The following is a 23,688-nucleotide window of genomic DNA, read 5'->3' as shown; positions in this document are numbered from 1 at the left end:
GGCTGAATGAGGCTAGACAGTAGTCAGTTTCAGGCCGACGATACCGCCGACGATCATGGCGATGCAGCCGAGGCGCAAGGCGCTGGCCGGTTCGTTCAGCGCCACGATGCCGAAGATGACCGTACCGACCGTACCGATGCCGGTCCAGATGGCATACGCCGTCCCTAGCGGCAGCCCGCGCAGGGCCAGTCCCAGCAAGCCCACGCTGCCAGCCATGGCGGCCAGCGTGCCGGCTGTGGCCAGCGGGCGGGTAAAGCCTTCGGTATATTTCAGACCAACCGCCCACACCACTTCGAGCAGGCCAGCCAATATCAGTGCTATCCACGTCATAAAGTTCTCCAATGTTGCGCGCACTATAGCACTGCCGGAAAAACAACGCTGGGAGCTTCCCCATTACGCCGCTTGCAGACATAATCATTCTTCAATATTGCTAACGGAGACAACATGCAACTGCTGGCCCACATCGTCACGGCGCTGGTCGCCCTGATCCACGTCTACATCGTACTGCTGGAGACAGTGCTGTTCCCCACCCGCGGGCGGCGCGTGTTCGGACTGTCGCAGGAAAAGGCGGAGCTGATGCGCCCTGCCATGTCGAATCAGGGCTGCTACAACGGCTTTCTGGTGGCTGCGCTGTGCGTAGGCTGGCTGCATCCCGATGCTGCCACGGGCGCAGCGTTCACCGTATTCGGCCTGTGCTGCGTGGCGGTGGCCGGCATCTGGGGCGCGATCACCGTCAAGCGCTCCATCCTGTTCATCCAGACCGTGCCGGCCGTACTAGCGCTGGCCCTGCGCACCCTCGCCTGACACACTGCTGGCCGGACGAGCCCCCGTGCCGCGCAGGGCCAGCAGCCAGCCCACCCCGTCAAACCAGAACGGCGCACCGAGCGAGGCGGCAAACGCCGTCAGCAGCCAGCCCAGTGCGGTCAGCAGCACGGCGCCCGCCGCCGCGCCCGCGCTCAGCTGCGCCAGATGGTCCAGCCGCGCGGATGGCCAGCCTATCGGCAGGCTATTGAGCTGGGCACTGGCCGTGCCGAGTATGGCCGGCGATACCGGCGCCGGCTCGAATACAGAGTTCTGCTGTCCCATCTGCGCGGCTGCCTGCGCTGCTGCCTGTGCTGCTGCCTGAGCTGCTGCCTGAGCTGCCTGAGCCGACATCTGCGCCGACATCTGTGCGGCCAGTTCGGCACTCTGCTGCGCGGCATTCTCGTCGCTCCACAGACGCTGGCTCAGCGTGAATGTATCGATGTTCAGGGCCACGGCCAACACCAGCGCGATACCGAACAGCACGCTCTGCGAGCGCCGCTTGTACCAGCCAGTGGTACGAGCCATGACCGTGTCATACCAGTTAGACAGCGCCTGTTCCAGCGCCGCCAGATCATCGACCTCCCCCAGCAGCGCCAGCAGGGTGCGCTGCAAAGCAGGATTGCCCAGCTGCGCCAGCAAGCTGCGCGCGCTGGTCTGCCGGCCATAACGCTGCTGCAGCGTATCCATCACCGCGCGGGCAAACATGCTGGAAGGAATATACGAAGGCATGCGCCCGGCCTGCGCCTGACCGGTGATCAGCGGGTGGCTCATGACGGCAGCCGCCAGCGAATCGCGGCCCAGCCCGCGCAGATCGAAACCAGCTTCGCGCCGCAGCAGTCGCTGCAGTGATGGTAGGATGCCACGCAGCAGCGCCAGCCCGGCCGGCTCGTACAGCAGGGTCAGCACGCCATCGAGCAGCATTTTGGCGCGGCTCTGGAACAGCGAAGCGATGGCTTCGCGGCTAGCACTGCATAGCAGGCTCAGCGCCAGATAGGTGGCAGATAGCCCTAGCGCCACATCGAGATAATGGTTGCTCATGGCGGGATTATTTTTTGAATAAGGTAGTCATAAAATAAACCATTTCAGCGCACTGAGCAGAAATTTTTTAAATATCGTAGAATTCCGATATTGAAATCGGAAAAATGCGATGCATATAGAACTTAGCATAGCCCGAGGTAAGAAGATGGACATAGACGCTATCCACAAAGCCCTTGCCAACCCGATGCGGCGCCAGATACTGGCGTGGCTGAAGGAGCCCGAGGTGTATTTCGCAGCACAACAGCATCCACTGAGTCTGGGCGTGTGTGCTGGTCTGATCGACCAGCAGACCGGTTTATCGCAGTCCACCGTGTCGGCGCATCTGGCCATCCTGCTCAAGGCGGGCCTGATCACCAACCAGAAGGTGGGCCAGTGGAATTACTTTAAACGCAATGAAGAGACCATCGCGGCCTTCATCGCACAAATGACACTATAGGAACTTTTCATGGCCACTCTGTTCGACCCCATCACCATCGGCGATCTGACGCTGAAAAACCGTATCGTTATGGCGCCCCTGACGCGCGCCCGTGCCGTCGGCGGCGGCCGTGTGCCTAACGCCCTGATGGCCGAGTATTACGCCCAGCGCGCCAACGCCGGCCTGATCCTGAGCGAAGCCACGGCCGTCACACCGCAAGGCGTGGGCTATGAAAACACCCCGGGTCTGTGGTCGGACGAACAGGTAGCAGGCTGGAAGCTGGTGACGGCAGCCGTGCACGCTGCCGGTGGCCGCATCTTCGCCCAGCTGTGGCACGTGGGCCGGATTTCCGATCCCAGCTTCTTCGACGGCGCCGCGCCGGTAGCACCGAGCGCCATCGCAGCGCAAGGCCATGTCAGCCTGCTGCGTCCGGAACGCCCCTACCCTGTGCCGCGCGCACTGGAAACGGCAGAACTGGCCGGCATCGTTGCGGCCTACAAGCTCGGTGCAGAGAACGCCAAGAAAGCCGGCTTCGATGGCGTGGAAATCCACGGCGCCAATGGCTATCTGCTCGACCAGTTCCTGCAGGACAAAACCAACCAGCGTACGGACAACTACGGCGGCCCGATTGAAAACCGCGCCCGCCTGATGCTGGAAGTAACCGATGCCTGCATCGAAGTCTGGGGCGCCAACCGCGTCGGCATGCATCTGGCACCACGCCAGGATGCACACGATATGGGCGACAGCAATCCGGCCGCCACCTTCGGCTACGTGGCGCAGGAACTGGGCAAGCGCAAGATTGCCTTCATCTGCGCACGTGAAGCCGTGGGCGAAGACAGCCTGGGCCCATTACTGAAGCAGGCCTTCGGCGGCGTCTACATCGCCAACGAAAAACTCGACAAGGCCGGCGCACAGGCCCTGCTCGACTCGGGCAAAGCTGACGCTGTGGCTTTCGGCAAGGATTACATCTCCAATCCGGATCTGGTGCAGCGCCTGCAGCAGAATGCCACGCTCAACCCGTGGCAGCCGGCCACCTTCTACGGCGCCACGGCGCAAGGCTATACCGACTATCCGGCACTGGCCTAAGCAAAAAGGGCTCAGTTTTGAACTGAGCCCTTTTTTTACGACGGTGCGCTGATTAGCGTGGCTGTGTGTAATTCACCGGAATGAATTCGTAAGCCTTGCCTGCCGTGCGCACATGGCCCAGCGCCGGGAATGGCAGGTGGGGCGCGCCTATCAGGTAGCCACCTTTGGCGGCAGCGGCGAAGGCTTCCTTGCGTTCGGCGATGGCGATCTTGCTATCCGTATCGAACTGTATGCCGACACCGGGATTGGCAAACTGCACGGCTTCCACGTGCAGCAGGTCGCCCAGCAGCACCAGCTTCTGGCCTTTGCTTTCCACCACATAGGTGATATGGCCCGGCGTGTGGCCGCCATTGAAGTAGGAACGCACGCCCGGCACCAGCTCGGTATTGGCCACGATAGGCTGGAACTTGCCTGCCTTCACATAGGGATTGACCGACACCATGGCACCGAGGAAGCCATCCTTGGCTTCCGGTCCGGCTTTGTCCAGATTCGCCTGACTCAGATAATAATCGGCATCGAGCTTACCGGCGCGCACGATAGCGTTCGGGAACACGCGCTGCTCATTCGACGACAGGCCACCCACGTGGTCGCTATGCATATGGCTGATGTAGATCTCGTCGACCTGTTCAGGCTGGTAACCGGAAGCCTTCAGATTGGTCAGCAAACGGCCCAGCGTCGGGCCGAACAGGCTGGCGGCACCGGCATCGATCAGCACCAGCTTGCTGCCCGTGTTGATCAGGAAGCCATTGACGGAGGTTTCCAGCGGGCTGTGCTCGTAAACTTTGGCCAGCGCGGCATCGGTCTTTTGCGCTGGCTGCTTGAGCAGCTTGTTGACCGGCAGATCCACCGTACCGTCATTCAGCACCGTCACTTCGAAATCACCGAGCGTGGTGCGATAGAAGCCGGGGGCCTGGAATCTGGCCATGGGTGCGGCAGCCTGCGCCAGCGAGCTCACGGCCGCCATGGCAGCCAGCACAGCAGCAGAACGGCTAAATTTAAACGGGATCATAGCGCTCCTTATTATTTTTGAGAGAGGAAACGCTAAGATACCGCAAATTTCATTGCTGTGTTTGCCAGTTGCTAAAACGAAATTGGCATGCGCACGGATAGCTGGACATCGGGCGTATCCCGCGTCAGCCCTGCGCCTATGGCCACGTTGATGCTGCGTTTGGCGCTGAGCCGGTACGACAGCCCCATCAGCAAAGTGCCGAGCTGGGTGCGTACCGAGCCGGGCACCGGCAAGCCATTCTGGCGCGTGCGCGCGATCGAGCTGTGGTCGTAGCCGAAGCTGATCAGGGCCTTGTCATTGAGCGCCAGCCCCAGCCCGAAATTAAAGCCGAACACACCACCGGGTGCAACCGTACCCAGCGGCTCCGTTTCACCGGCCAGCACACGCCGGTTCACATTGTGCCGTTTGAAGTTGTACAGATAGCTGACGCCGCCGAACAGGATGGCGGGGTCGCTGGCATACAGCCATGTCAGGCTGGGCTGGATGGCATAGAAGCCCGAACCCGTCGGCAAGTCCAGCGGCAGGCCCGTGCCGGTGGCATCGGAACCTACGCAGCGACGCGTACAGTCCGTCACGACGCTGAACGGGTCCCGGCCCGTACGCGATTTGAAACGCAAGCCCGCCACATAATACGGGCTGTCATTGCCGCCCTGATTGAGCTGGTAGCGCGCCGCCAGCTCGGCATCGCCCACGCCTTTGCCGCTAGTCTCGAACACCTTGTCGACACCCGTGCCGGTGAATAGCTCGCGGCTCACGGTGGAATCGGAGCGGTAGACATATGGCAGTTTCAGCTCCACTTCGGCGCGGCGGCCCAGACCATAGCGCAGCGTCAGCGCGCCGGTAACGGTATTGCGCTTTACTTCGCGCACATCCACCAGCCCGATCAGCAAAGCCGGAATGATGGTATAGCCGACCAGCACCACGCGGTTGCTCGACGAGTAGCCGAACTGGGCCGAAGGCTCGACGATGATCTGGCCGCGCGGCGTGAGTACGCCCGGCTGTTCGAACAAGGGCGCAACGGCAGGTGCCGTACTGTCTTCGGCGTGCGCCAGTGTGCCCGCCGCCCATGTCAATGCTGCTACCCACAGATGTAACTTCCGCATGCCTGCTCTCCGCGCTGGTGTTCATTTGGGTCCCACTGCCGCGCTCAGAGCTGCTCTCAGCACTCCTTCAAAATTCAGACTTTTGAGCATGGCCAGATTGCTGACAGTGGTGCTGATGGTGGTCTGGCTGCGGATAGCCTGATCATTCAGGCTGTTCTGGATCAGCAAGGCGCCGGGATTGTCCGGCAGCGCCAAAACGCCGCCATCCTGCACCCGTATGCCGGCCAGCGCCATGCTGGCTGTACTGATCTCCGCAGCGCTCAACTTTGTCACATCTGCGTAGCCAAACCGACTACTGGCTACAACACCGCCATTGATCGAAACCAAACGTTCTACACCTAAGCTCACTTGCACCCCGTTGCCCAGCTCGAAACCACCGCGCGCTTCATCGAGTTGCGCGGCACTGACAGGCTGCCAGTCGTCCGGCAGGGAGGCCGCCGGTGCAGGCCAGCACGCGGGCAAGGCCAGAGCCAGCCAGTACCACGGAAAGATCTTGCGCCGACCATGCATGGCTGCTCCTTCAGAAATTGCCGCTGCCCGTCTTGGGCAGCACGGACATGGCCGGGATCACATCACTCACGGCCCCGGCCAGACGCACTTGCGGCACCACCCGCCAGTCCGTCGCCAGATTGAAGCGGGGCTGGCCGGGCCACTCGTGGATCACGAACAGCAGCCCATCCTGCCAGATCCGCTCGAATGCGACGCGGCTCATGGCGCGCGTGCCGCTGGCCGGATCGCCCAGCAGTATCCGTCCGCCCTGTATGCCCTTGATGACCACAAAGTGGGCATAGCCCTGCTCGACGATGCGCACGATGGCTGGCAGTCCCGCCTGCTCCAGCTTGTCCAGCGGCTGCTGGTAGCCATCGGCAATCAGTCCCTGACTGGCCAGCAGACGCTGCATGTCCAGCAGCGAGAAGCCCTGCCGGCGTATGCGCTGCTGATCACCCTGAGCGTACATGATGTCGAACACCTGCTGCTCCGTAGTGGGCCGGCCGTAATGAAACGTCAGCAGCGTTGCCAGTGCAGCCGAGCCGCAACTGAAGTCGGCCTGCTGGTGCACCGTGGTGAGAAAGCGCGCAGCCTTCATATCCGTCACCGCCACGGCAACGCTGCCGCCACCGGGCAGCGCCAGATCGGCAGCGCCGGCCGTCAGCATGCTGCCACAAAATAGCAGCAGGCCGAGCCCGGAAGCAATCAGCGCAGGCGTCTTCATCGCATCTGCACATTGATGATGGTGGCATTCTGGATCAGCACATTCGCCCCCGAGTTCTGTATCGCTACGGGCAAACCGGCCGCATTGGCAAACGATGCCGCCGAAATGGCATTCGCCCCCGTCACCACATTGATGGCGGCATTGCCACTGACGGAGCCTGCCACATCCATGTTATTGCTGACCGTGTCGCTGCCAGCCCGCTTATCGGCCAGCCCGGCCTGTGCCAGCGGCCGCCAGCCCGATAGCCGGGACGTCCCGGCGCCCTGCCCTGTAGGCACGGCAGGCGCCACTACACTAACCTCCTGCGCAGCGCCCGCTGCACCCTGCACCTGTGCGCTGGCCGCCACGCCCTGTTGCTGCGCGTCTGCCCTACCCATTAGCGCCAGCCACAGCAAGCCCGCACTCACTCCCAAGTATTTTTGCATCACAGCTCCCTGTCGCGGAGCGGGCCACGCCCTCCGGTACGCGGCCCGCCCGAGGTTTATTTACCGACTGCCAGATTGGCCTGCACGTTCACGCTCTGCTGGACCAGCGAAGCGATTCCGCTGTTCTGTGCCACCACCATTACACCGGCCGCCGACTGGCCCACATTGGTCATGGCATTGGACATATTGAAGGTGCCGGCATTCACCGAGATATTGCCGCCTGCACCACCGGTACCACCACTCGCTGCACCACCCGTGGCCGCACCGGCCGTGTTGCCACCGCCACTGCCGCCCGCACCAGCCAGATTGCCACCACCACCGGCACCGCCAGCACCGGCTGCACCTCCGGTGGAACTGCCGTTGGTCGGGTTACCGTTGCTGGCCGTGCCACCGGCCGCTGCACCACCGGCTGCGCCATTGCCTGCGGTATTGCTGGCATTGCCGCTGGCGGCACCATTACCGCCTGCGGCTCCGGCACCACCTGCGGCGCCCGTGCTGCTGGCAGCGCCACCAGTCCCGCCGGCACCGCTGTTGCCTGTGCTGGCCGTGGCACCGGCGCCGCCCGTCTGGCTCGCTGCCGCACCTGCACCACCGGCACCGCTGGTGGCAGCACCACCGGCCGCACCGTTGCCCGCCGTATTGTTACCGGCGGTCGCCGCCGCACCGGCACCGCCAGCACCACCAGCGGCACCGCTGCCACCTGCGCCGCCCGTGGCCGTTCCCGTGCTGCTGGTGGCATTACCAGCCGCACCATTGCCGCCCGCAGCATTACCGCTGCCGGCGCTGGCGGTCTGGCTAGGCGGCGTCGTACCCGTACTGCCTTCCGGTACGCCGTTCATATTGGAAGCACTGCCCGCACCGCTGCTGGCACCGCCGCCCATGCCACTGCTGCTGGCACTGCCGGAACCACTACCGGCACCACCGCCCGCAGCGCCGGCGCCCCCCATGCCGGCCAGGCCACCGGCGCCACCGGCTGCACTGCCGGCATTACCCGTGTTACCGCCGCTGCCGCCATTGCTACCCGTGGCGGCCCCCGTCATGCCGCCAGCACCACCGGCTGCCGCGCCATTGGCACCGCCGGCGCCACCAGTGGCCATGCCGCCTGCGCCACCATTACCGCCATTGCCGCCGAGTGCAGCGGCGCCACGGCCACCTGCGCCACCGGCGCCGCCCATGCCACCAGCACCGCCGGCACCGCTGCTGGCCGAGCCGGCATTGCCGCCCGCACCGCCGGCACCACCCACGCCACCGGCTGCCGTAGCGGCGCCGTTGCTGGCGCTGCCATTGCTGGCATTGCCGCCATTACCGCCCGCAGCGCCGGCACCACCATAGCTGTCGCCGCCATAGCCGCCCGTGCCACTGGCCGAGCCGCCGGCGGCATTGCCGGCAACACCACCATAGCCGGCCCCGCCGGCCGTACCGGCATTGTTGCCTGCGTTATTACCGATATCGTGTACCGTATTACCCGACACCGTACCGTTCAGCGTGCTGTTGGCATTGGCGGCGGAAGTGTTGTACGAACCACTGACAGCCGAAGTGGCCGTGGCACCGTTGTTGGCAGCGGCAGCGCCCACCTGGCTGGCAGTCGCACCGCCACTGCTGTTGTTGTTATTGTTGCTGCTATCCTGTACTGCGGACGAAGCATCGTTCGCGTGGGCACCGGCACCGGACTGCGTATTGGTGGGCGGCGTCGTGGTCTGGGCCATACTGGCGCTAAAAGCCAGTGCCAGCGCAGTGGCGATCATGGTTTTCTTCATACTAGCTCCTACTTGGACAAGTTATGGGGAAAGAACAGAGGTGTACCGGGCCTGCTTGCTCCCGATAGGCGCCTCAAGGCAAAGCCGATGCCACCTGACTGCCCGCCCGCCTAAGTCCTTGAGTTGCAGAGTGATTTCAGCAGTGCTGAAGCCGCCTGTGGCAATGTGGGACAGCAAAGCTGACGCAGAGTGTCACGGCGCTGTGACATGCGCAGTGACATGCGCTGTGACACGTGCCGCGACAGCTGCTGCGCCAGAGGAGCTGTCACGACAGACCGCCCCCCGGCTACGCTGTGCGCGTCGAGCAAAGAGAAGGAAGAGTCAGCCCGGGGCCGCACGCCCTATGTCACCCTGATGTGACCGGACCGGAATGCCATGCTTGGCCAGCAGGCGATACAGCGTCATGCGCGACACGCCAAGGCGGCGCGCCGCCTGTGCCACATTGCTGCCCGCCTCCAGCAGACTGGCCGCAATCGCGGCACGCTCGGCCAGCACGCGCGCATCATCGAGCGCCACTGCTGCCCGCTCGGGCGTCGCTGCGGCCAGGCCCAGATCGTCCGGCATGATCAGGCGCCCCGCTGCCATCACCATGGCGCGCCTGACGCGGTTGAGCAATTCGCGCACATTGCCGGGCCAGTCATGCGCGGCAATGGCCAGCTCGGCAGCCTTGCTGAAGCCGCGCAGCTGGCTGGCACGTTCGCTGGCATAACGTTCAAAGAAATGTTCGGCCAGCGGCAGCAGATCGTCACGGCGCTGGCGCAGGGGCGGCACTTCCAGTGCCAGCACGTTCAGCCGGTAGTACAGGTCTTCGCGGAAGCTGCCACGTGCGACCGCCTGCGCCAGATCAACATGGGTGGCTGCCAGCACCCGTACATCGACCGGCCGGCTGGCCGTCGAGCCCAGCCGGAAGATGGTCTTTTCCTGCAAAAACCGCAGCAGATTGGCCTGCAGTTCCAGCGGCAGATCACCGATTTCATCAAGCAGCAGCGTGCCGCCCTGGGCAGCTTCGATCAGGCCGCGCCGCTCGCGGCTGGCGCCCGTGTACGCGCCCCGTTCGTGGCCGAACAGTTCGGCATGGATCAGCGAGGCCGGCATGGCACCGCAGTTGACGGCGATAAACGGCGCGCTGCGCCGCGCCGACAGGCCATGCACGGCTTGCGCCACCAGTTCCTTGCCAGTGCCGCTTTCGCCCGTAATCAGCACGGGGGCCAGTACGCCCGCCACCCGCTGCAACTGGCCACGCAGTTGCGTGAGTGCACGGCTGGGGCCCACCATCTGTTCCAGCAGCGCTGGCTTGTCCGGCCGCGTCAGCGGCGCCAGCGCCGCCAGCCCTAGCGCATGGCCCAGCGTCTGATTCAGGCGCGCCGCATCGGCCGGCAGTGTGTGGAAATCATGACAGTGGGTGTGCAGCAGGCTGCGCCAGTAAGGCTGGGCCAGCAGACTGGGCGGCAACACGACGATCCAGCGCATCTGCCAGCAGCGCAGCAGAAAGGCCTCCAGCGCGGCCTGTGGCTGGGGCAGTTCCGCACTCAGCAGCAGCACACCCACGCGCGCAGACAGCAGCACCTGCAGGCGTTCGGCTTCCTTCAGGCTGTCCACATGATGCACGACATGGCCCTGCAAGGCCTGCGCCAATGTGGCAGGCGGCAAGCTGTTTCCTAGCGCCACGCACAGTATGGCTGAGTGAGGAGTCATGCCTGTTCGACTGGACTAAATGGCAATAGTTCGTTCTTGCCATTTAATCCAGAACAAGTTGCTTGCTGCGTTCCGAGCATCAATATAGAATGCCTGCGCAGTTTTTTTTGACTAGGGATGTGCCGACCTGTCAATAGTGAAAATATATTAAAACAACGACGGGATCAAACAAATGAGTGATTTTCAATTAAAACCGGCCGATCTGCCCAAGTGGGGCCAGCGCACTGCCTTGCGCGTGCTGCATCTGTTCGGCTGGAAGCTGCTGTTCCGCCCCCTGCCCGGCCCGCGTGGCATCTGCGTGATCTATCCGCACACGTCCAACTGGGATTTCATGGTAGGCCTGTTCGGCAAATGGGCGCTGGACCTGCCGTTCCGCTGGCTGGCCAAGGATTCCCTGTTCAAGACCCCGCTGGGTAACTGGTTCCGCTCGCTGGGCGGCGAACCCGTCGAGCGCGGCACGCCTAGCGGCACCATCAAGACGCAGGCGGCCCGCATGAACGCAGCCGACTGGTACTGGGTGGGCATTACGCCGGAAGGCACGCGCGGCTATCGTCCTTACTGGAAGAGCGGTTTCTACCACCTCGCGCTGGAAGCCAAGGTGCCGCTGGTACTGGTCTACATCGATTACGCCACCAAGTCGCTGGGGCTGGTCGAACACGTTGAACTGACGGGCGATATGGAAACCGATCTGGCCAAAATCCGCGCCGGTTTCGCCGGCCGTCAGGGCCTGTATCCGGCGAAGGCCGCACCCATCGTGTTCCAGGAGCGCCGTCCCGACGAAGACAACGCCTCCCAGTCGAAGCAGGCCTGAATCCCCGCTATACCGGCTGCGCTGGCCTGCACTCTACCAGGGACTCAGGCTAGCGCCAGCAGCATGGTACCGGTGGCGGCAATCGCCGCACCGGTCCATTTCACAGCCAGCACTGGCAGCCTATGGCCCAGCATACGGCCAGCGTAAATCAAGCCCGCACTCGACAGCATCAAGCCCAGCGTACTGGCCACTTCCGGCAGTTCATGTCCATGCGCATTGCCGTGCAGGATGGCAAACCCTGTCAGCATGGCCGCCGCCAGCACAGGTGGCAGCGGCAGCGCTGCGGCCAGCAGCACGCCCAGCAGCGCTACCGTCAGCGCTATCCCTGTTTCCAGCCCCGGTATCGACAGACCGGCCACGCCCGTCAGCACGCCGAGCAGCATGGCTGCCATAAATCCTAACGGCAGGCGCAGCGTAGCGCTCTGGCGCACGCTCCAGATACCCACGGCCAGCATGGCCAGCAGATGGTCCAGCCCTGTCAGCGGGTGCAGCAAGCCGGCGCGGAAACCATGGCTATGCCAGACACCGCCCTGCACATGGGCTTGCGCGTAACTGCTGGCGATGGTCAGTGCGGCCAGCGCGAGAAAACGTATCAGATGCATGGTGCTACTCCTAGAGATTCAGATTCAGGCAGCGTCGCGGGCTTCCATCAGCCCCTGCACGCGGATAAAGTCGATCACGGCCTGCACGCCTTCGCCGCTGCGCAGATTGGTGAACAGGAAAGGACGTGCGCCGCGCTGCTGCTTGGCATCGCGCGCCATCACTGCGAGGTCAGCGCCCACATGGGGCGCCAGATCGGTCTTGTTGATGATCAGCAGATCGGAACGGGTGATGCCGGGACCGCCCTTGCGCGGAATTTTTTCGCCACCGGCCACGTCGATCACATAGATGGTCAGATCGGACAGCTCGGGGCTGAAGGTGGCGGCCAGATTGTCGCCACCGGATTCCACCAGTATCAGATCGAGCGCGGGGAAATCAGCCTGCATGCGCGCGATGGCTTCCAGATTGATGGAGGCGTCTTCGCGGATAGCCGTGTGCGGGCAGCCGCCCGTCTCCACGCCCATCAGGCGCTCTGCCGGCAGCGCGTCGGCGCGCAGCAGTATCTCCATGTCTTCCTTGGTGTAGATATCGTTGGTAATCACGGCCATGTCATAACGCTCGCGCATGCCCTTGCACAGCATTTCGCACAGCGCTGTCTTGCCGGAGCCGACCGGACCGCCAATGCCGACGCGCAGGGGGTTGGATGGAATACTCATAAACACTCTCTCGTTAGGAACGGTATAAACGGCTGTACTGCACTTCGTGCTGGGCAGACAGCAGCGACAGGCCCGGCGCCCAGTTACTCATCTCTTCATCCGGCACGCACTGCGCATGCCGCGCTGCCGCTTCCAGCTCGGCGCGCAGCGACAGCAGCAGACGCTGGCCCGCCACCTGCCCCAGCGGCACCGACTTCACGCACACCAGCACCTGATTCTCGGCCCACGCAAACAGCATGGCCAGCAAGGCGGCATCGTGCGGTATGCCCAGCGCGGCCACGGCGCAGGCATAGGCCGTAGGCAGCGCCACTTCGCTCTGTGCCTGCAAGTGGGCCAGCATTTCATCATCGACGAAGCCCAGTTCCGCTACCAGCCGGCTCAGGGAAAAGCCCATCTGGATAGTCTCGGCACGGAATTCGGCACTATCGCGCGAGGCGATAAAGCGCTCGCTCCACAAGGCCACATCCAACCAGTCGCGCCGCGTGTAGGCCTGCATCAGCCGCCAGCACACGGGCGCTTCCCAGCACGCCACCACTTCATGCAGATGCCGCACTATCCAGTCACGCGCCGTCGCCGCATCGTGCACCAGCCCGCGCTCCAGCGCCGCTTCCAGCCCTTGCGAATAGCTGTAAGCGCCTATCGGCAATGCGGGGCTGGCAAACTGCAGCAGGTGCAGCAAGGCGGCGGCCTGCATCAGCGCGTATCGCCGGGACGGTGGATCTTCTGGCGCAGCGGCACCGGTGCCAGCAGATGGCTATGCTGGCCAGCTTCGTGGTGATGGCCATGGCCACCGCCGTAGGCACCTGCCTCCGGCTCGAACGGCGCCAGTTCCTCCGTCACCGTGGCGCCCAGCCCTAGCAGCATTTCCTTCAGCACGGCGTCGGCACGGATGCGCAGGAAACCATCGCCCACCTGCGCCTGCGTGTGGCGATTCCCCAGATGGAAAGCACAGCGCAGCAAGGCTTGCGCATCGGCGCAGGTGACGGTGTAGGTGGGTTCGGGTGCGGCTACCACAAGGATCACGCGGCGGTCTTCGCCCGTCAGCAGATCGCCATCGCGCAGCACCGTGCCGCGCACGGTGAACACGGCCACCTCTTCGCCGTTGTCGAGCGTGGCGCGCAGGCGGCATTTCTCGCGCAGTTCGTAAGGCAGTACCAGTTGCGCGGCAATCTGTCCGGCGGTACTCAGGTTGCTCAGTTGGCTCAGTTTGGTATGTAAGGTCAGCATGCTCGGCCCACAGAATCAGAACAGGAAGTAGCGCTGCGCCATGGGCAGCACGCTGGCCGGCTGGCACACCAGCAGTTCGCCATCGGCACGCACTTCATAGGTTTCGGGATCGACATGCATCTGCGGCGTGGCGCCGTTATGGATCATGTCGGACTTGCGCAGCGTGCGCATATTGCGCGCCACGATGAGGGTTTTATTCAGCTGCAGCTGCTGGCCTATGCCGGCGTCGTAAGCGGCCTGCGAGACAAAGGTGAAGGACTTTTTCAGGCCGCCGCCAAAGGCGCCGAACATCATGCGGTAGTGCACCGGCTGCGGTGTGGGGATGGAGGCATTCGGGTCGCCCATCTGGGCCGCTGCAATCATGCCGCCCTTGAGGATCATGGACGGCTTGACGCCGAAGAAGGCCGGCTTCCATAGCACCAGATCGGCGATCTTGCCCGCTTCCAGCGAACCCACGGCATGGGCAATGCCGTGCGTAATGGCCGGATTGATGGTGTATTTGGCGATGTAGCGCTTGACGCGGAAATTATCGTTGCGTGCCGTATCCGGTGCCAGCGCGCCCCGCTGCACCTTCATCTTGTGCGCCGTCTGCCAGGTACGCATGATGACTTCGCCCACCCGGCCCATGGCCTGTGAGTCGGACGACATCATGGAGATGGCGCCGATATCGTGCAGGATATCTTCTGCTGCAATGGTCTCGCGCCGGATGCGCGATTCGGCAAACGCCACATCCTCGGCTATCGCTGCATCCAGATGATGGCACACCATCAGCATATCCAGATGCTCGTCCAGCGTGTTCACCGTGTAGGGACGGGTAGGATTGGTCGACGAGGGCAGCACATTGCTTTCGCCCACTGCCGCGATAATGTCCGGTGCATGGCCGCCGCCCGCCCCCTCGGTGTGAAAGGTGTGGATGGTGCGGTCTTTAAACGCGGCCAGCGTATCGGCCAGATAGCCGCCCTCGTTGAGCGTATCGCTATGGATGGCCACCTGTACATCGAGTTGATCGGCCACACTCAGGCAATTATCGATGGCGGCTGGCGTGCTGCCCCAGTCCTCGTGCAGCTTGAGGCCAATCGCACCGGCCAGCACCTGCTCTTCCAGCGGCTGCGGCAGGCTCACATTGCCTTTGCCGAGAAAGCCCAGATTCATCGGGAAGGCATCGGCCGCCGACAGCATGGCATGCAGATGCCATGGTCCCGGCGTGCAGGTGGTGGCCGAGGTGCCGGCCGACGGCCCCGTGCCGCCGCCTATCATGGTGGTGACGCCGCTCATCAGCGCTTCTTCGATCTGCTGCGGGCAGATGAAATGGATGTGGGTATCCACCCCGCCTGCCGTGACGATCATGCCTTCGGCCGCAATGATTTCCGTCGCCGCACCGATGGCCATGGTTACGCCGGGCTGGATGTCGGGATTACCGGCCTTGCCTATGCCGGCGATCAGGCCGTTCTTCAGGCCGATGTCGGCCTTGACGATGCCCAAGTGGTCGATGATGACGGCATTGGTCAGCACCGTATCCATCACTTCGGCCGCCAGCCGCTGCGACTGGCCCATGCCGTCGCGGATCACTTTGCCGCCGCCGAATTTCACTTCCTCGCCATAGGTGGCGTAATCGTGCTCGATTTCGATAAACAGTTCGGTATCGGCCAGACGGATGCGGTCCCCCTTGCTGGGACCGAACATCTCCGCATATGCACGCCGCGTCATCGTTACCATGTACTTGCCTGCCTTCTCGTGTCTGGATTACTTGCGGGGCGGCTGGTCGGCCAGCTTGCCCATCACTTTGCCGTTAAAGCCGTACACCTTCTGCTCGCCGCCCAGCTTCACCAGTTCCACTGTGCGCTGCTGGCCCGGTTCGAAGCGCACGGCCGTACCGGCAGCGATATTAAGGCGCATGCCGTAGGCCTTCCAGCGCTCGAACTTGAGCTCCGTATTGACTTCGAAAAAATGGAAATGCGATCCCACCTGTACGGGACGGTCGCCCTGATTGCTGACCACCACGGTAGCCGTGGCACGGCCCTGATTGAGTCCGATCTCGCCCTCTTCGAGCAGGTATTCACCGGGTATCATCGTGAGCTCCTTGTCAAACACTGGATGCGGTTAGGGGTCATACTGGTTCTCTGTTGTTTAGGGTATGGGCTGGTGCACGGTGACCAGCTTGCTGCCGTCGGGGAAAGTAGCTTCCACCTGTATGTCGGGGATCATCTCCGGCACGCCTTCCATCACATCGGCCCGCGTCAGCACGCGGGTACCGTCGGACATCAGTTGCGCCACGCTCTTGCCATCACGCGCACCTTCCATGATGGCGCAGGTGATCAGCGCGACGGCTTCGGGATAGTTGAGCTTCAGGCCACGCGCGAGGCGGCGCTCGGCCACGATGCCGGCGGTGAAAATCAGTAGCTTGTCTTTTTCTCTCGGGGTCAGATCCATGTCGGTGTATCTCTATCGTTGTCTCGTTCAGGTCTGCCAGATACGCGGCGTTACGCCAGCGCGCTCCAGCAGATAGGGGCGCAGGCGGCGCCACACCGCCAGCATCAGGCGGCGCGCCGTTTCGCTGTCGTTGCCCAGATGGCGCGCCACCAGCACGTTGCGGGTCTGGCTAATGCCGAATAAATGTTCGCCATCGGCAGCAATGTCGGCGCGAATTTCGGCCAGCAAGGGCGCCGGCACCTGCCGCCCCGCTGCAAGAAAAGTGGCGCATACGCTGTGGCCCTGAAGCGATAGCGGGCTATCGAGCTGACCACCCAGCAGCCTGCCCTGCTCCCACCAGATCAATTTGCCATCGAGGTAGATGCTGCTGCGCTGGCTCACGCAGCCGCTGGCATACACCTCGCCGGAACTGCGCCGCCCCATGCACAGAATCTCGCAGCCGAGGTAGTGCGCACCGGCGCCCAGCCTGACTTCCTGTTCCAGCTGGACGCGGGCGGTATCGAAGAAAATGGTTTCCTGCGGTAGCCATTCGAGCGCAGCACCAGCGCCCACCTGCAGCTTGATCTGCTGGCGCGAGACTTTGCCGTTGGCCTTGTACCACTTGGCTGCGCCGGGTGTGGCCAGCAGCGCATGGGCCTGTGCACCCACGCTGACGGCTATACTGAGCTGGTCGCCGCCCACCACGCCGCCGGGCGGATGGACGATGATGGCGTGGCACACTGCGCCGCCTTCCGGATACAGCGCCTTCTGCACGCGCAGTGGGCCGGCATGCAGATTGTCGTAAAGACGGGTGGTGTCGCCATCGCGACCGAAGCCGAGCGTGAGGCTGGCCTGCCAGTGCTGGCTGGCGGCATTGTATTCACGGATGGCAGTGGTATCGGGCATGCGGTGATCTATGCAATCACCATGCCAGCCCATAGGAGAGCGCGCTGCGCGTTTGCCCGCTACCAAGTGAAAACGGCGCACCAAAGCGGTGCGCCGTTAAGAAAGGACTTACACGAGGCGCCGCAATGGTGCGACGCCGGCCAGACTGGCACTAGTCCAGCTGAGGATAGGGGCTCTTGCCGCCGTCGGCGATAAAGGTATCGATGCGCGCTTCCAGCACAGGCAGCGGCACGGAACCCAGCTGCAGCACGGTGTCGTGGAAGGCACGGATATCGAACTTGGTGCCCAGCGCCGCTTCGGCCTTGCGGCGCGCCGCAATGATGCTCATCTCGCCCAGGTAATAGGACAGCGCCTGACCGGGCCACGAGATATAGCGGTCTACCTCCGTCTCGATTTCATGCTCGGACAGTGCCGTATTCTCGTGCAGATAATCCTGCGCCTGCTTGCGCGTCCATCCCTTGCTGTGGATGCCCGTATCGACTACCAGACGCGAAGCACGCCATGCCTGATAACTGAGCATGCCGAAGATTTCGTAAGGCGTTTCGTACATGCCCATTTCCACACCCAGACGTTCCGAATACAGCGCCCAGCCTTCGCCGAAAGCCGAGATATACGCATTGCGGAAGGCCGGACGGCCTTTCTGCTCCATCGCCACCGGCATCTGGAAGGCATGGCCCGGTGCCGATTCGTGCAGCGTCAGCGCCGGCACGGAATACAGCGCGCGCGATGGCAGGTTATAGGTATTCACCAGATACACACCGGGACCGCCACGACCGGAGGTATAGAACGGCGCCTGATCGTCCGGCACAGGAATCACGGCAAAGCGGCGCCGTGGTAGATAGCCGAAATACTGGCTTACCTTGCCGTCGAACTTCTTCGCCACCCACGCCGAGCGCATCAGCAGTTCTTCCGGCGTCCTGGCATAGAAGCGCGGATCGGTACGTAGGAACTGCAGGAAGGCCGGCAGATCGCCTTCGAAGGCTACCTGCTTGATCACGTCGTGCATTTCAGCGCGAATCTTGGCCATCTCGGACAGGCCGATCTGGTGGATCTGGTCAGCGCTCATGGAGGTGGTAGTGAACTCCACGATCTTCGACTGGTAATAGGCTTTACCATCAGGCAGGCTTTCGGCCGCCAGTGCTTCGCGCGCATGCGGCACATATTCCTCGCGCATGAACTGCAGCAGCTTGCGGTAGGACGGCAGCACCGAAGTCTCGATGGCTTTCACGGCTTCGGCACGCAGCGCCTCCTGCTGGGCTGCAGGCATACTGGCCGGCATGGTCTTGAACGGGAAGTAGTACACGGTATCCTGCGCCGACTTGGCCTCGGTGACGGACGTGATAGAGCTGTCGCGTCCCACCAGCGTCACTTTCGGTGGCGTGAAGCCGCGCGCCAGACCGGCACGCATATTCACGATTTCGTCGTTGAAGTAGCGCGGCATATCGGCCAGCTGCTTCAGATAGTCGCGCAACTGTTTCTCGGTCGTGAGCGGACGGCGTGCACCGCTGGCGAGGTTGGACCAGAAGGCCGAATCGGCATTCAGCGGTTTTTCGAATTCGCGGAACTGCTGGGCCGCTATCAGCGCAGCGATCTGCGCCTTGTAGACCTGATAGTTGACCTTCTCGCCGGCCGACAGCTGCTTCTCGCTGATGCCATCCAGCTTCTTCATCACGGCCAGCCAGTAATCGAGGCGCTGCTTCTGGGTGGCGGCATCGATACGCGGCAAGCTGGTATCCACGCCGCTATCGTCATCGTCCTCGCCCTCTTCCAGCTTCTGGCTCTGGCGCCATTTCCATTCCTGCGTGTAGATGGCCTTGAAGCGGGCATCGGCCGGACCGGGACGCTCGGCCCTGGCCGCAGCAGCCGGCTTATCGGCAGCAGTGGCCTGCAGCGGCAGGGAAACTGCGGCACCTAGCGCCAGCAGCATGCTTGCGCCAGTCAGCGCGGCGTTGAACTTCTTATCCATAACACTCCTGTGAGTCGGTTTAAGACAGGTCCTGCAAACAGCGCCGCTCGCGCAGCAAACCGGTAAACGCCGCCGCATCGACGGGACGGCTGAAATAATAGCCCTGCATTTCGTCGCAGCCGTGCTGGCGCAGGAACTCCATCTGCTCGCGCGTTTCCACCCCTTCGGCGATCACGCGCATATTCAGGTTGTGCGCCAGCGATACGACCGACAGTGCAATTGCGGCATCGGCCGCGTTGGTGGTGATATCGTCGACAAAGGATTTGTCGATCTTCAGCACATCGATGGGAAAGCGCTTCAGATAGCTCAGGCTGGAATAACCTGTGCCGAAATCGTCCAGCGAGATGCCCACGCCGATGGCCTTCAGCCGGCGCAGGGCAGCAACCGCCTTGTCCGGATCGCCCATCACCGTGCTCTCGGTGATTTCCAGCCCCAGATATTGCGGCGCCACTTTGAAATCGCGCAGAATATTTTCCACATACGGCACAGTGGCATCGTTGACGAACTGGCTGGCCGCCAGATTCACCGCCACCTTGATGGCGCCCAGCCCCTGATCGTGCCACACCTTGATCTGCGCGCACACGCTGGCCAGCACCCATTCGCCGATGGAGTTCACCAGCCCGTACTCTTCGGCCAGCGGAATGAAGCGGTTGGGCGGCACCCGGCCCAGCACCGGATTATCCCAGCGCAGCAGCGCTTCGGCGCCGACGATGGCGCCCGTCTGCAAACACATCTGCGGCTGGTAGTAAACTTCGAATTCGTCGCGTGCGATAGCGCCACGCAACTGGCTCTGGATGGCCAGCTTGTCGCGCACTTCCGCATCCATGCGTTCGGTGAAAAAAGCGTAGTTATCGCGCCCCACCTCCTTGGCACGGAACAGCGCCGTGTCGGCGTTGCGCACCAGTTCATCGAAACTCTCGCCATCGGCCAGGCTGACGGCGATGCCTATGCTCGATGTTACGGTGATCGTATGCTGGTCGATAATCAGTTCCTGCCGCAGGCCGGCCAGTATGCGCTGGGCCAGCGCCATGGTCTGGGCCAGCTGGCGGTCGTCCGCCACGATGATCTGGAATTCGTCGCCGCCCTGACGGGTGACGATGTTGTCCGTACCCACGCATTCGCCGAGGAAGGTCGCCACCACCTGCAGCGCCTTGTCGCCCACATCGTGGCCGTAGGAGTCGTTGATGCTCTTGAAGTGATCGAGATCGAGGCACATCACGGCCACGCAGCGGTGTTCGCGTTTGGCCGCAGCCAGCTTCTGCTCGAACTGCTGGCGCGCCAGCAGGCGGTTGGGCAGGCCAGTCAGTGCATCATGGTGCGACAGGAAATCGATCAGATGCTGTTCGGCCTTGCGTTCGCTGATATCCATGAACACGGCCACATGGTTGCTCACCTCTCCTTGCGCATCGCGCACCACGGAAAGGCTGAGCAGGCCGGGGAAGGTATCGCCGTTTTTGCGGCGTGCCATGATCTCGCCCGACCAGTGGCCCGTCTTGACGATGGCCTGCACCATGATCTGGAAAGTCTTCATATCCGCTTCGCCCGCATGCAGCAGCGCAGCGCCCTGCCCTGTCACTTCATCGGACGAGTAGCCGGAAATACGCGTGAAAGCAGGATTGCAGGCGACGATGCGGCCATAACGGTCGGTGACCACGATGGCATCCTGAGTCGCCTCGAACACCTGGCTGGACAGGCGCATGAATTCTTCATTGGCACGGCGCTGCTGCACTTCTTGTTCCAGCGAAGTGGCCAGTGCAGCCAGTTCGGCCGTGCGCTCGCTGACGCGCTGCTCCAGCATGGCGCGTTCGGCGGCCAGCGCTTTCTGGGTACGGGCCAGCCGCACATGGGCATCGGTACGGGCCAGTATCTCCTCGGCCTGGAATGGCTTGGCGATGAAATCCACCGCACCCAGTGCAAAACCGCGTACCTTGTCGTCCGTGTCGTGCTGGGCGGAGAGGAAGATCACGGGGATCTGGCTCAACTCCGGCGCGGCCTTCAGGCGCTTGCAGACTTCGAAACCGTCGATGCCGGGCATGCGGATATCCAGCAGGATCAGTTCAGGCGGGCGCGATTGCACGGTCCACAACGCCAGCTCGCCGTTCGGCGCCTGACGCACGTAGTACCCTGCCTCAGTCAGCAGATCGCTGAGCAGCTTGAGCGAGGCTGGCGTGTCTTCCACGATCAGCACTTCTCCCTTGCTCGACTGCTCCGTTATTTCCCGAACCATGTAAAAACTCTTTCGTACTAGATGCCGCCCCTGTGGGCAGGGTTAATCATATACCGTTCAGCTTTGCGCCGCTGTGCCGTTTTCCGCATCGTCCAGCAGGCGGCACAGCTGCGGATACTGGTGCTGGCGCAGCATGTATTCGATGCCTGCCACCACTGCGGCCAGCTCGCCCGGCAGCGGTGCCAGCAACTGGCCCACCCGCGTCAGATTCAGTTCCAGCAAGGCTTTCTTCATGTCCGCCCGCAGCGTGGCATCCAGGTTCAGCAGATCATCCAGCGTCAGCGCATGCGGCACCGGATGGCGCACTTCGCTGGCCTGCGGTACGCCGGCTGGCACTTCATCGCCACAGGCCGCCGCTGAGGCATCGGCCAGCGGCAGGGCCAGACGGAAGCGGAAGGTAGCGCCCACGCCCGGCTTCGATGCCACCGTCAGTTCGCCCCCCATCAGCTGGACGAATTCGCGCGAAATCGTCAGGCCCAGCCCTGTGCCTTCATGCCCGCCCGGGGTATCGGCCTGGATGAAAGGCTCGAAGATGCGGCTCTGGTCTTCCGGCGCGATACCGGCGCCATTGTCGCTGACGGCAAAATCCAGCTCATAGTGGTCGCCGCTAGCCGCCTGCAGCAGCTGGCCATGCACCGCCAGCGTGACACGGCCGCGCGGCGCAAACTTGACAGCATTCGACATCAGATTGAGCAGCACCTGGCGCAGCTTGGTGCCGTCCACGCAGGCGCCGGGCGGCAGGCCATCCGCCTCCAGCACCAGTTCCACATCGTTCTGGCTAGCCTTCATGCTGACCATGTCCATGACTTCCTGCAGCATGTCGGCCAGCGCCACCACGTCCGTCTGCAGCACGGCGCGTCCTGCCTCGATCTTGGATAGTTCCAGAATATCGTTGATCAGCGTGAGCAGGTGCTGGCCCGAGCGGTGAATGATGGCCAGATTGCGTTTCTCTTCCGGCAGCATGTTCTTGGAGTCCGCCAGCAGGCGGGAAAAGCCGATCACGGAATTGAGCGGGGTGCGCAGCTCATGGCTCATATTGGCCAGGAAGGTACTCTTGGCCTTGTTGGCGGCCTGCGCCTGCAGCACCGCCACCGACAGCGCATTGGTGCGCTCGGTCACCAGATCTTCCAGATGGATACGGTGGCGGCGCAATTCCTGCGCTGCCACACGGCTTTCCGTCACATCGTAGTTGACGCCCACCATACGCGCGGGCTTGCCCTCGCTATCGCGGAAGATCATGGCGTCGCCCTTGATATGGTGTACCGAACCATCCTCCCACACTACGCGGAACTCCGCATCGAATTCGGCCTGGCCATCGAGCGCCTGCTGCAGCAAAGCCTCGGTGGGAATGCGGTCATCCGGATGCATCATGCTGCGCCACTGGTCCATGGGGCGCGGCAGGGTGCGCCCTTCGACACCGTACAGGCGGTACATCTGCTCGTCCCACACCACGATATCGTCAGGAATATTCCAGTCCCAGATACCGATGGCGGCAGCGCTACTGGCGATCTGCAGCCGCTCTTCGCTGGCGTGCATGGCCACATAGCGGCTATCCATCAGGCGCACCATTTCACGGATAGAACCGTTCAGCGTCTTCAGCTCGCCCAGGAACAGGTCGCGCGGCGGCTCGGCGCCCAGATTCTGCCCCGCTTTCACATTGGCTGCATAGCGTTCGATGGTGGTCAGCGGTTTCAGAACCAGATGCCACAGCAGCAGGTAGAGGCTCATTACCAGCGTCACCACCATCACGAAGATCATGCCGACGATGGTGTACAGGCGCTGGCGCAGCTGTTCAATCAGCTGGGCCGGCGAGGCATACACGGTGATGGTGCCGATGTGCTGGCCCGATACCAGTATCGGGCGCTGTACAGAAATCAGGTCATCGCGCTGCGGCAGCAGGGTCGATTCCACCAGCTGGCCCGTTTCGCTACGGGTCAGGATGAAGGGCGGGCTGCTGGAGACGGGAGTGACGGCGCTGGCATACAGATCGCGGTTACTCAGGCCGCTCTTCATGATGGTGACGATCTGGGTCTCGTCGAAATTCCAGGCCGGCAGCGCCACGGCCACGGCCAGTTCTTCCGCGCTGTCGGCCAGTGTCTTGTGCAGCTGCTCCCAGCGCTGGGCGCGTTCGACCTGATAGAAATACAGGGCGAACGTCGTCAGCACCAGCGTAACAACAGCTGTCAGTGTCACACTGACATAGACGGCAATCGATACTTTGGAGGCACGGCGGGCAAGGCGGTCTAACATCGGCTAACCATTTTTCGGGGTTAATCTGCTGGCAACGCCTGAAATCATAGGTTCAAAGCCCCATGAAGTCCATGAATATTGTTTCTAGTAC

The 23,688-nt window shown here is 62.9% G+C and carries 24 protein-coding genes; 4 read left to right on the top strand and 20 right to left on the bottom strand.

All coding sequences use genetic code 11. The features are described from left to right. Nucleotides 1–12: 12 nt before the first annotated feature. On the bottom strand, nucleotides 13–330 hold the full coding sequence (locus GTP23_RS07505) for a DMT family transporter (RefSeq protein WP_161034495.1): 318 nt from the start codon (nucleotides 328–330) through the stop codon (nucleotides 13–15). A gap of 114 nt (nucleotides 331–444) precedes the next feature. On the opposite strand from GTP23_RS07505, the gene GTP23_RS07500 reads away from it, so the two are divergent. Further along, complete coding sequence (locus GTP23_RS07500; protein ID WP_161034494.1) at nucleotides 445–804, top strand: DUF1304 domain-containing protein; 360 nt, start codon at nucleotides 445–447, stop codon at nucleotides 802–804. On the opposite strand, the gene GTP23_RS07495 is transcribed toward GTP23_RS07500, so the two are convergent. Continuing rightward, entirely contained in the window at nucleotides 775–1,842 is a 1,068-nt protein-coding gene (locus GTP23_RS07495; protein WP_161034493.1) for a hypothetical protein, read from the bottom strand. The two genes, GTP23_RS07500 and GTP23_RS07495, sit on opposite strands and share 30 nt — an antisense overlap. Nucleotides 1,843–1,987: 145 nt before the next feature. On the opposite strand from GTP23_RS07495, the gene GTP23_RS07490 reads away from it, so the two are divergent. Both GTP23_RS07490 and GTP23_RS07485 read left to right on the top strand, forming a co-directional pair. Beyond that, nucleotides 1,988–2,278 carry an ArsR/SmtB family transcription factor gene (locus GTP23_RS07490; protein WP_155433839.1) on the top strand — a complete coding sequence of 97 codons (291 nt, stop codon included), beginning with the start codon at nucleotides 1,988–1,990 and terminating at the stop codon, nucleotides 2,276–2,278. A gap of 9 nt (nucleotides 2,279–2,287) precedes the next feature. Next, nucleotides 2,288–3,343: an alkene reductase gene (locus GTP23_RS07485; RefSeq protein WP_161034492.1), complete on the top strand. Its 1,056-nt coding sequence runs from the start codon at nucleotides 2,288–2,290 to the stop codon at nucleotides 3,341–3,343. A 52-nt stretch (nucleotides 3,344–3,395) separates the two neighbouring features. Here GTP23_RS07485 and GTP23_RS07480 read toward each other — a convergent pair whose 3' ends face one another. The 7 genes from GTP23_RS07480 to GTP23_RS07450 all read right to left on the bottom strand — a co-directional run bounded on the left by GTP23_RS07480 (nucleotide 3,396) and on the right by GTP23_RS07450 (nucleotide 10,545). Further along, nucleotides 3,396–4,352 (bottom strand): MBL fold metallo-hydrolase, encoded by a 957-nt coding sequence (locus GTP23_RS07480; protein ID WP_161034491.1) that lies wholly within the window; start codon nucleotides 4,350–4,352, stop codon nucleotides 3,396–3,398. A 71-nt stretch (nucleotides 4,353–4,423) separates the two neighbouring features. Next, complete coding sequence (locus GTP23_RS07475) at nucleotides 4,424–5,455, bottom strand: acetate kinase (protein ID WP_229255957.1); 1,032 nt, start codon at nucleotides 5,453–5,455, stop codon at nucleotides 4,424–4,426. 21 nt (nucleotides 5,456–5,476) lie between these two features. After that, nucleotides 5,477–5,965: a hypothetical protein gene (locus GTP23_RS07470; protein WP_202411950.1), complete on the bottom strand. Its 489-nt coding sequence runs from the start codon at nucleotides 5,963–5,965 to the stop codon at nucleotides 5,477–5,479. 10 nt (nucleotides 5,966–5,975) lie between these two features. Continuing rightward, the gene (locus GTP23_RS07465) at nucleotides 5,976–6,668 is read right to left on the bottom strand and encodes a C39 family peptidase (protein ID WP_161034490.1); all 693 of its coding nucleotides are present in this window, start codon (nucleotides 6,666–6,668) and stop codon (nucleotides 5,976–5,978) included. Continuing rightward, nucleotides 6,665–7,093, bottom strand: a complete 429-nt coding sequence (locus GTP23_RS22725; RefSeq protein ID WP_229255956.1) for a hypothetical protein — start codon at nucleotides 7,091–7,093, stop codon at nucleotides 6,665–6,667. Before GTP23_RS22725 ends, GTP23_RS07465 begins: the two co-directional genes overlap by 4 nt. A 56-nt stretch (nucleotides 7,094–7,149) precedes the next feature. Further along, on the bottom strand, nucleotides 7,150–8,850 hold the full coding sequence (locus tag GTP23_RS07455; protein ID WP_161034489.1) for a hypothetical protein: 1,701 nt from the start codon (nucleotides 8,848–8,850) through the stop codon (nucleotides 7,150–7,152). A 321-nt stretch (nucleotides 8,851–9,171) separates the two neighbouring features. Continuing rightward, a complete protein-coding gene (locus GTP23_RS07450) occupies nucleotides 9,172–10,545 on the bottom strand; it encodes a sigma-54 dependent transcriptional regulator (RefSeq protein WP_161034488.1) in 1,374 nt (457 codons plus the stop codon). 172 nt (nucleotides 10,546–10,717) lie between these two features. On the opposite strand from GTP23_RS07450, the gene GTP23_RS07445 reads away from it, so the two are divergent. After that, entirely contained in the window at nucleotides 10,718–11,356 is a 639-nt protein-coding gene (locus GTP23_RS07445) for a 1-acyl-sn-glycerol-3-phosphate acyltransferase (RefSeq protein WP_161034487.1), read from the top strand. Nucleotides 11,357–11,400: 44 nt separating this feature from the next. Here the strand turns inward: GTP23_RS07445 and GTP23_RS07440 are convergent, their stop codons facing one another. From GTP23_RS07440 to GTP23_RS07390, 11 genes are all read right to left on the bottom strand, one after another. Beyond that, the gene (locus GTP23_RS07440; protein WP_161034486.1) at nucleotides 11,401–11,958 is read right to left on the bottom strand and encodes a HupE/UreJ family protein; all 558 of its coding nucleotides are present in this window, start codon (nucleotides 11,956–11,958) and stop codon (nucleotides 11,401–11,403) included. A 24-nt stretch (nucleotides 11,959–11,982) separates the two neighbouring features. After that, nucleotides 11,983–12,612, bottom strand: a complete 630-nt coding sequence (ureG, locus tag GTP23_RS07435) for an urease accessory protein UreG (RefSeq protein ID WP_161034485.1) — start codon at nucleotides 12,610–12,612, stop codon at nucleotides 11,983–11,985. A gap of 13 nt (nucleotides 12,613–12,625) precedes the next feature. After that, nucleotides 12,626–13,306, bottom strand: coding sequence for an urease accessory protein UreF (locus GTP23_RS07430; protein WP_161034484.1), 681 nt, complete (start codon nucleotides 13,304–13,306; stop codon nucleotides 12,626–12,628). Further along, a complete protein-coding gene (ureE, locus tag GTP23_RS07425) occupies nucleotides 13,306–13,839 on the bottom strand; it encodes an urease accessory protein UreE (RefSeq protein WP_161034483.1) in 534 nt (177 codons plus the stop codon). The genes GTP23_RS07430 and ureE overlap by 1 nt, the downstream gene beginning before the upstream one ends. A 15-nt stretch (nucleotides 13,840–13,854) precedes the next feature. Beyond that, nucleotides 13,855–15,555: an urease subunit alpha gene (gene ureC / locus GTP23_RS07420; protein WP_161034482.1), complete on the bottom strand. Its 1,701-nt coding sequence runs from the start codon at nucleotides 15,553–15,555 to the stop codon at nucleotides 13,855–13,857. 27 nt (nucleotides 15,556–15,582) lie between these two features. Further along, on the bottom strand, nucleotides 15,583–15,909 hold the full coding sequence (locus tag GTP23_RS07415) for an urease subunit beta (protein WP_155433827.1): 327 nt from the start codon (nucleotides 15,907–15,909) through the stop codon (nucleotides 15,583–15,585). A gap of 57 nt (nucleotides 15,910–15,966) precedes the next feature. Then, nucleotides 15,967–16,269: an urease subunit gamma gene (locus tag GTP23_RS07410; RefSeq protein ID WP_161034481.1), complete on the bottom strand. Its 303-nt coding sequence runs from the start codon at nucleotides 16,267–16,269 to the stop codon at nucleotides 15,967–15,969. Between the two features lie 27 nt (nucleotides 16,270–16,296). Continuing rightward, nucleotides 16,297–17,154: an urease accessory protein UreD gene (locus GTP23_RS07405; RefSeq protein WP_161034480.1), complete on the bottom strand. Its 858-nt coding sequence runs from the start codon at nucleotides 17,152–17,154 to the stop codon at nucleotides 16,297–16,299. A 151-nt stretch (nucleotides 17,155–17,305) separates the two neighbouring features. Further along, complete coding sequence (locus GTP23_RS07400; protein WP_161034479.1) at nucleotides 17,306–19,120, bottom strand: DUF885 domain-containing protein; 1,815 nt, start codon at nucleotides 19,118–19,120, stop codon at nucleotides 17,306–17,308. 19 nt (nucleotides 19,121–19,139) lie between these two features. Continuing rightward, complete coding sequence (locus tag GTP23_RS07395; RefSeq protein WP_161034478.1) at nucleotides 19,140–21,347, bottom strand: two-component system response regulator; 2,208 nt, start codon at nucleotides 21,345–21,347, stop codon at nucleotides 19,140–19,142. Nucleotides 21,348–21,404: 57 nt separating this feature from the next. Further along, a complete protein-coding gene (locus tag GTP23_RS07390) occupies nucleotides 21,405–23,597 on the bottom strand; it encodes a PAS domain-containing sensor histidine kinase (RefSeq protein ID WP_161034477.1) in 2,193 nt (730 codons plus the stop codon). Nucleotides 23,598–23,688 lie beyond the last annotated feature (91 nt).

The organism is Duganella fentianensis (assembly GCF_009857835.1).
GTDB classification, from domain to species: Bacteria; Pseudomonadota; Gammaproteobacteria; order Burkholderiales; family Burkholderiaceae_D; genus Rugamonas; species Rugamonas fentianensis.
This window is presented reverse-complemented; position numbering and strand designations above follow the sequence as displayed.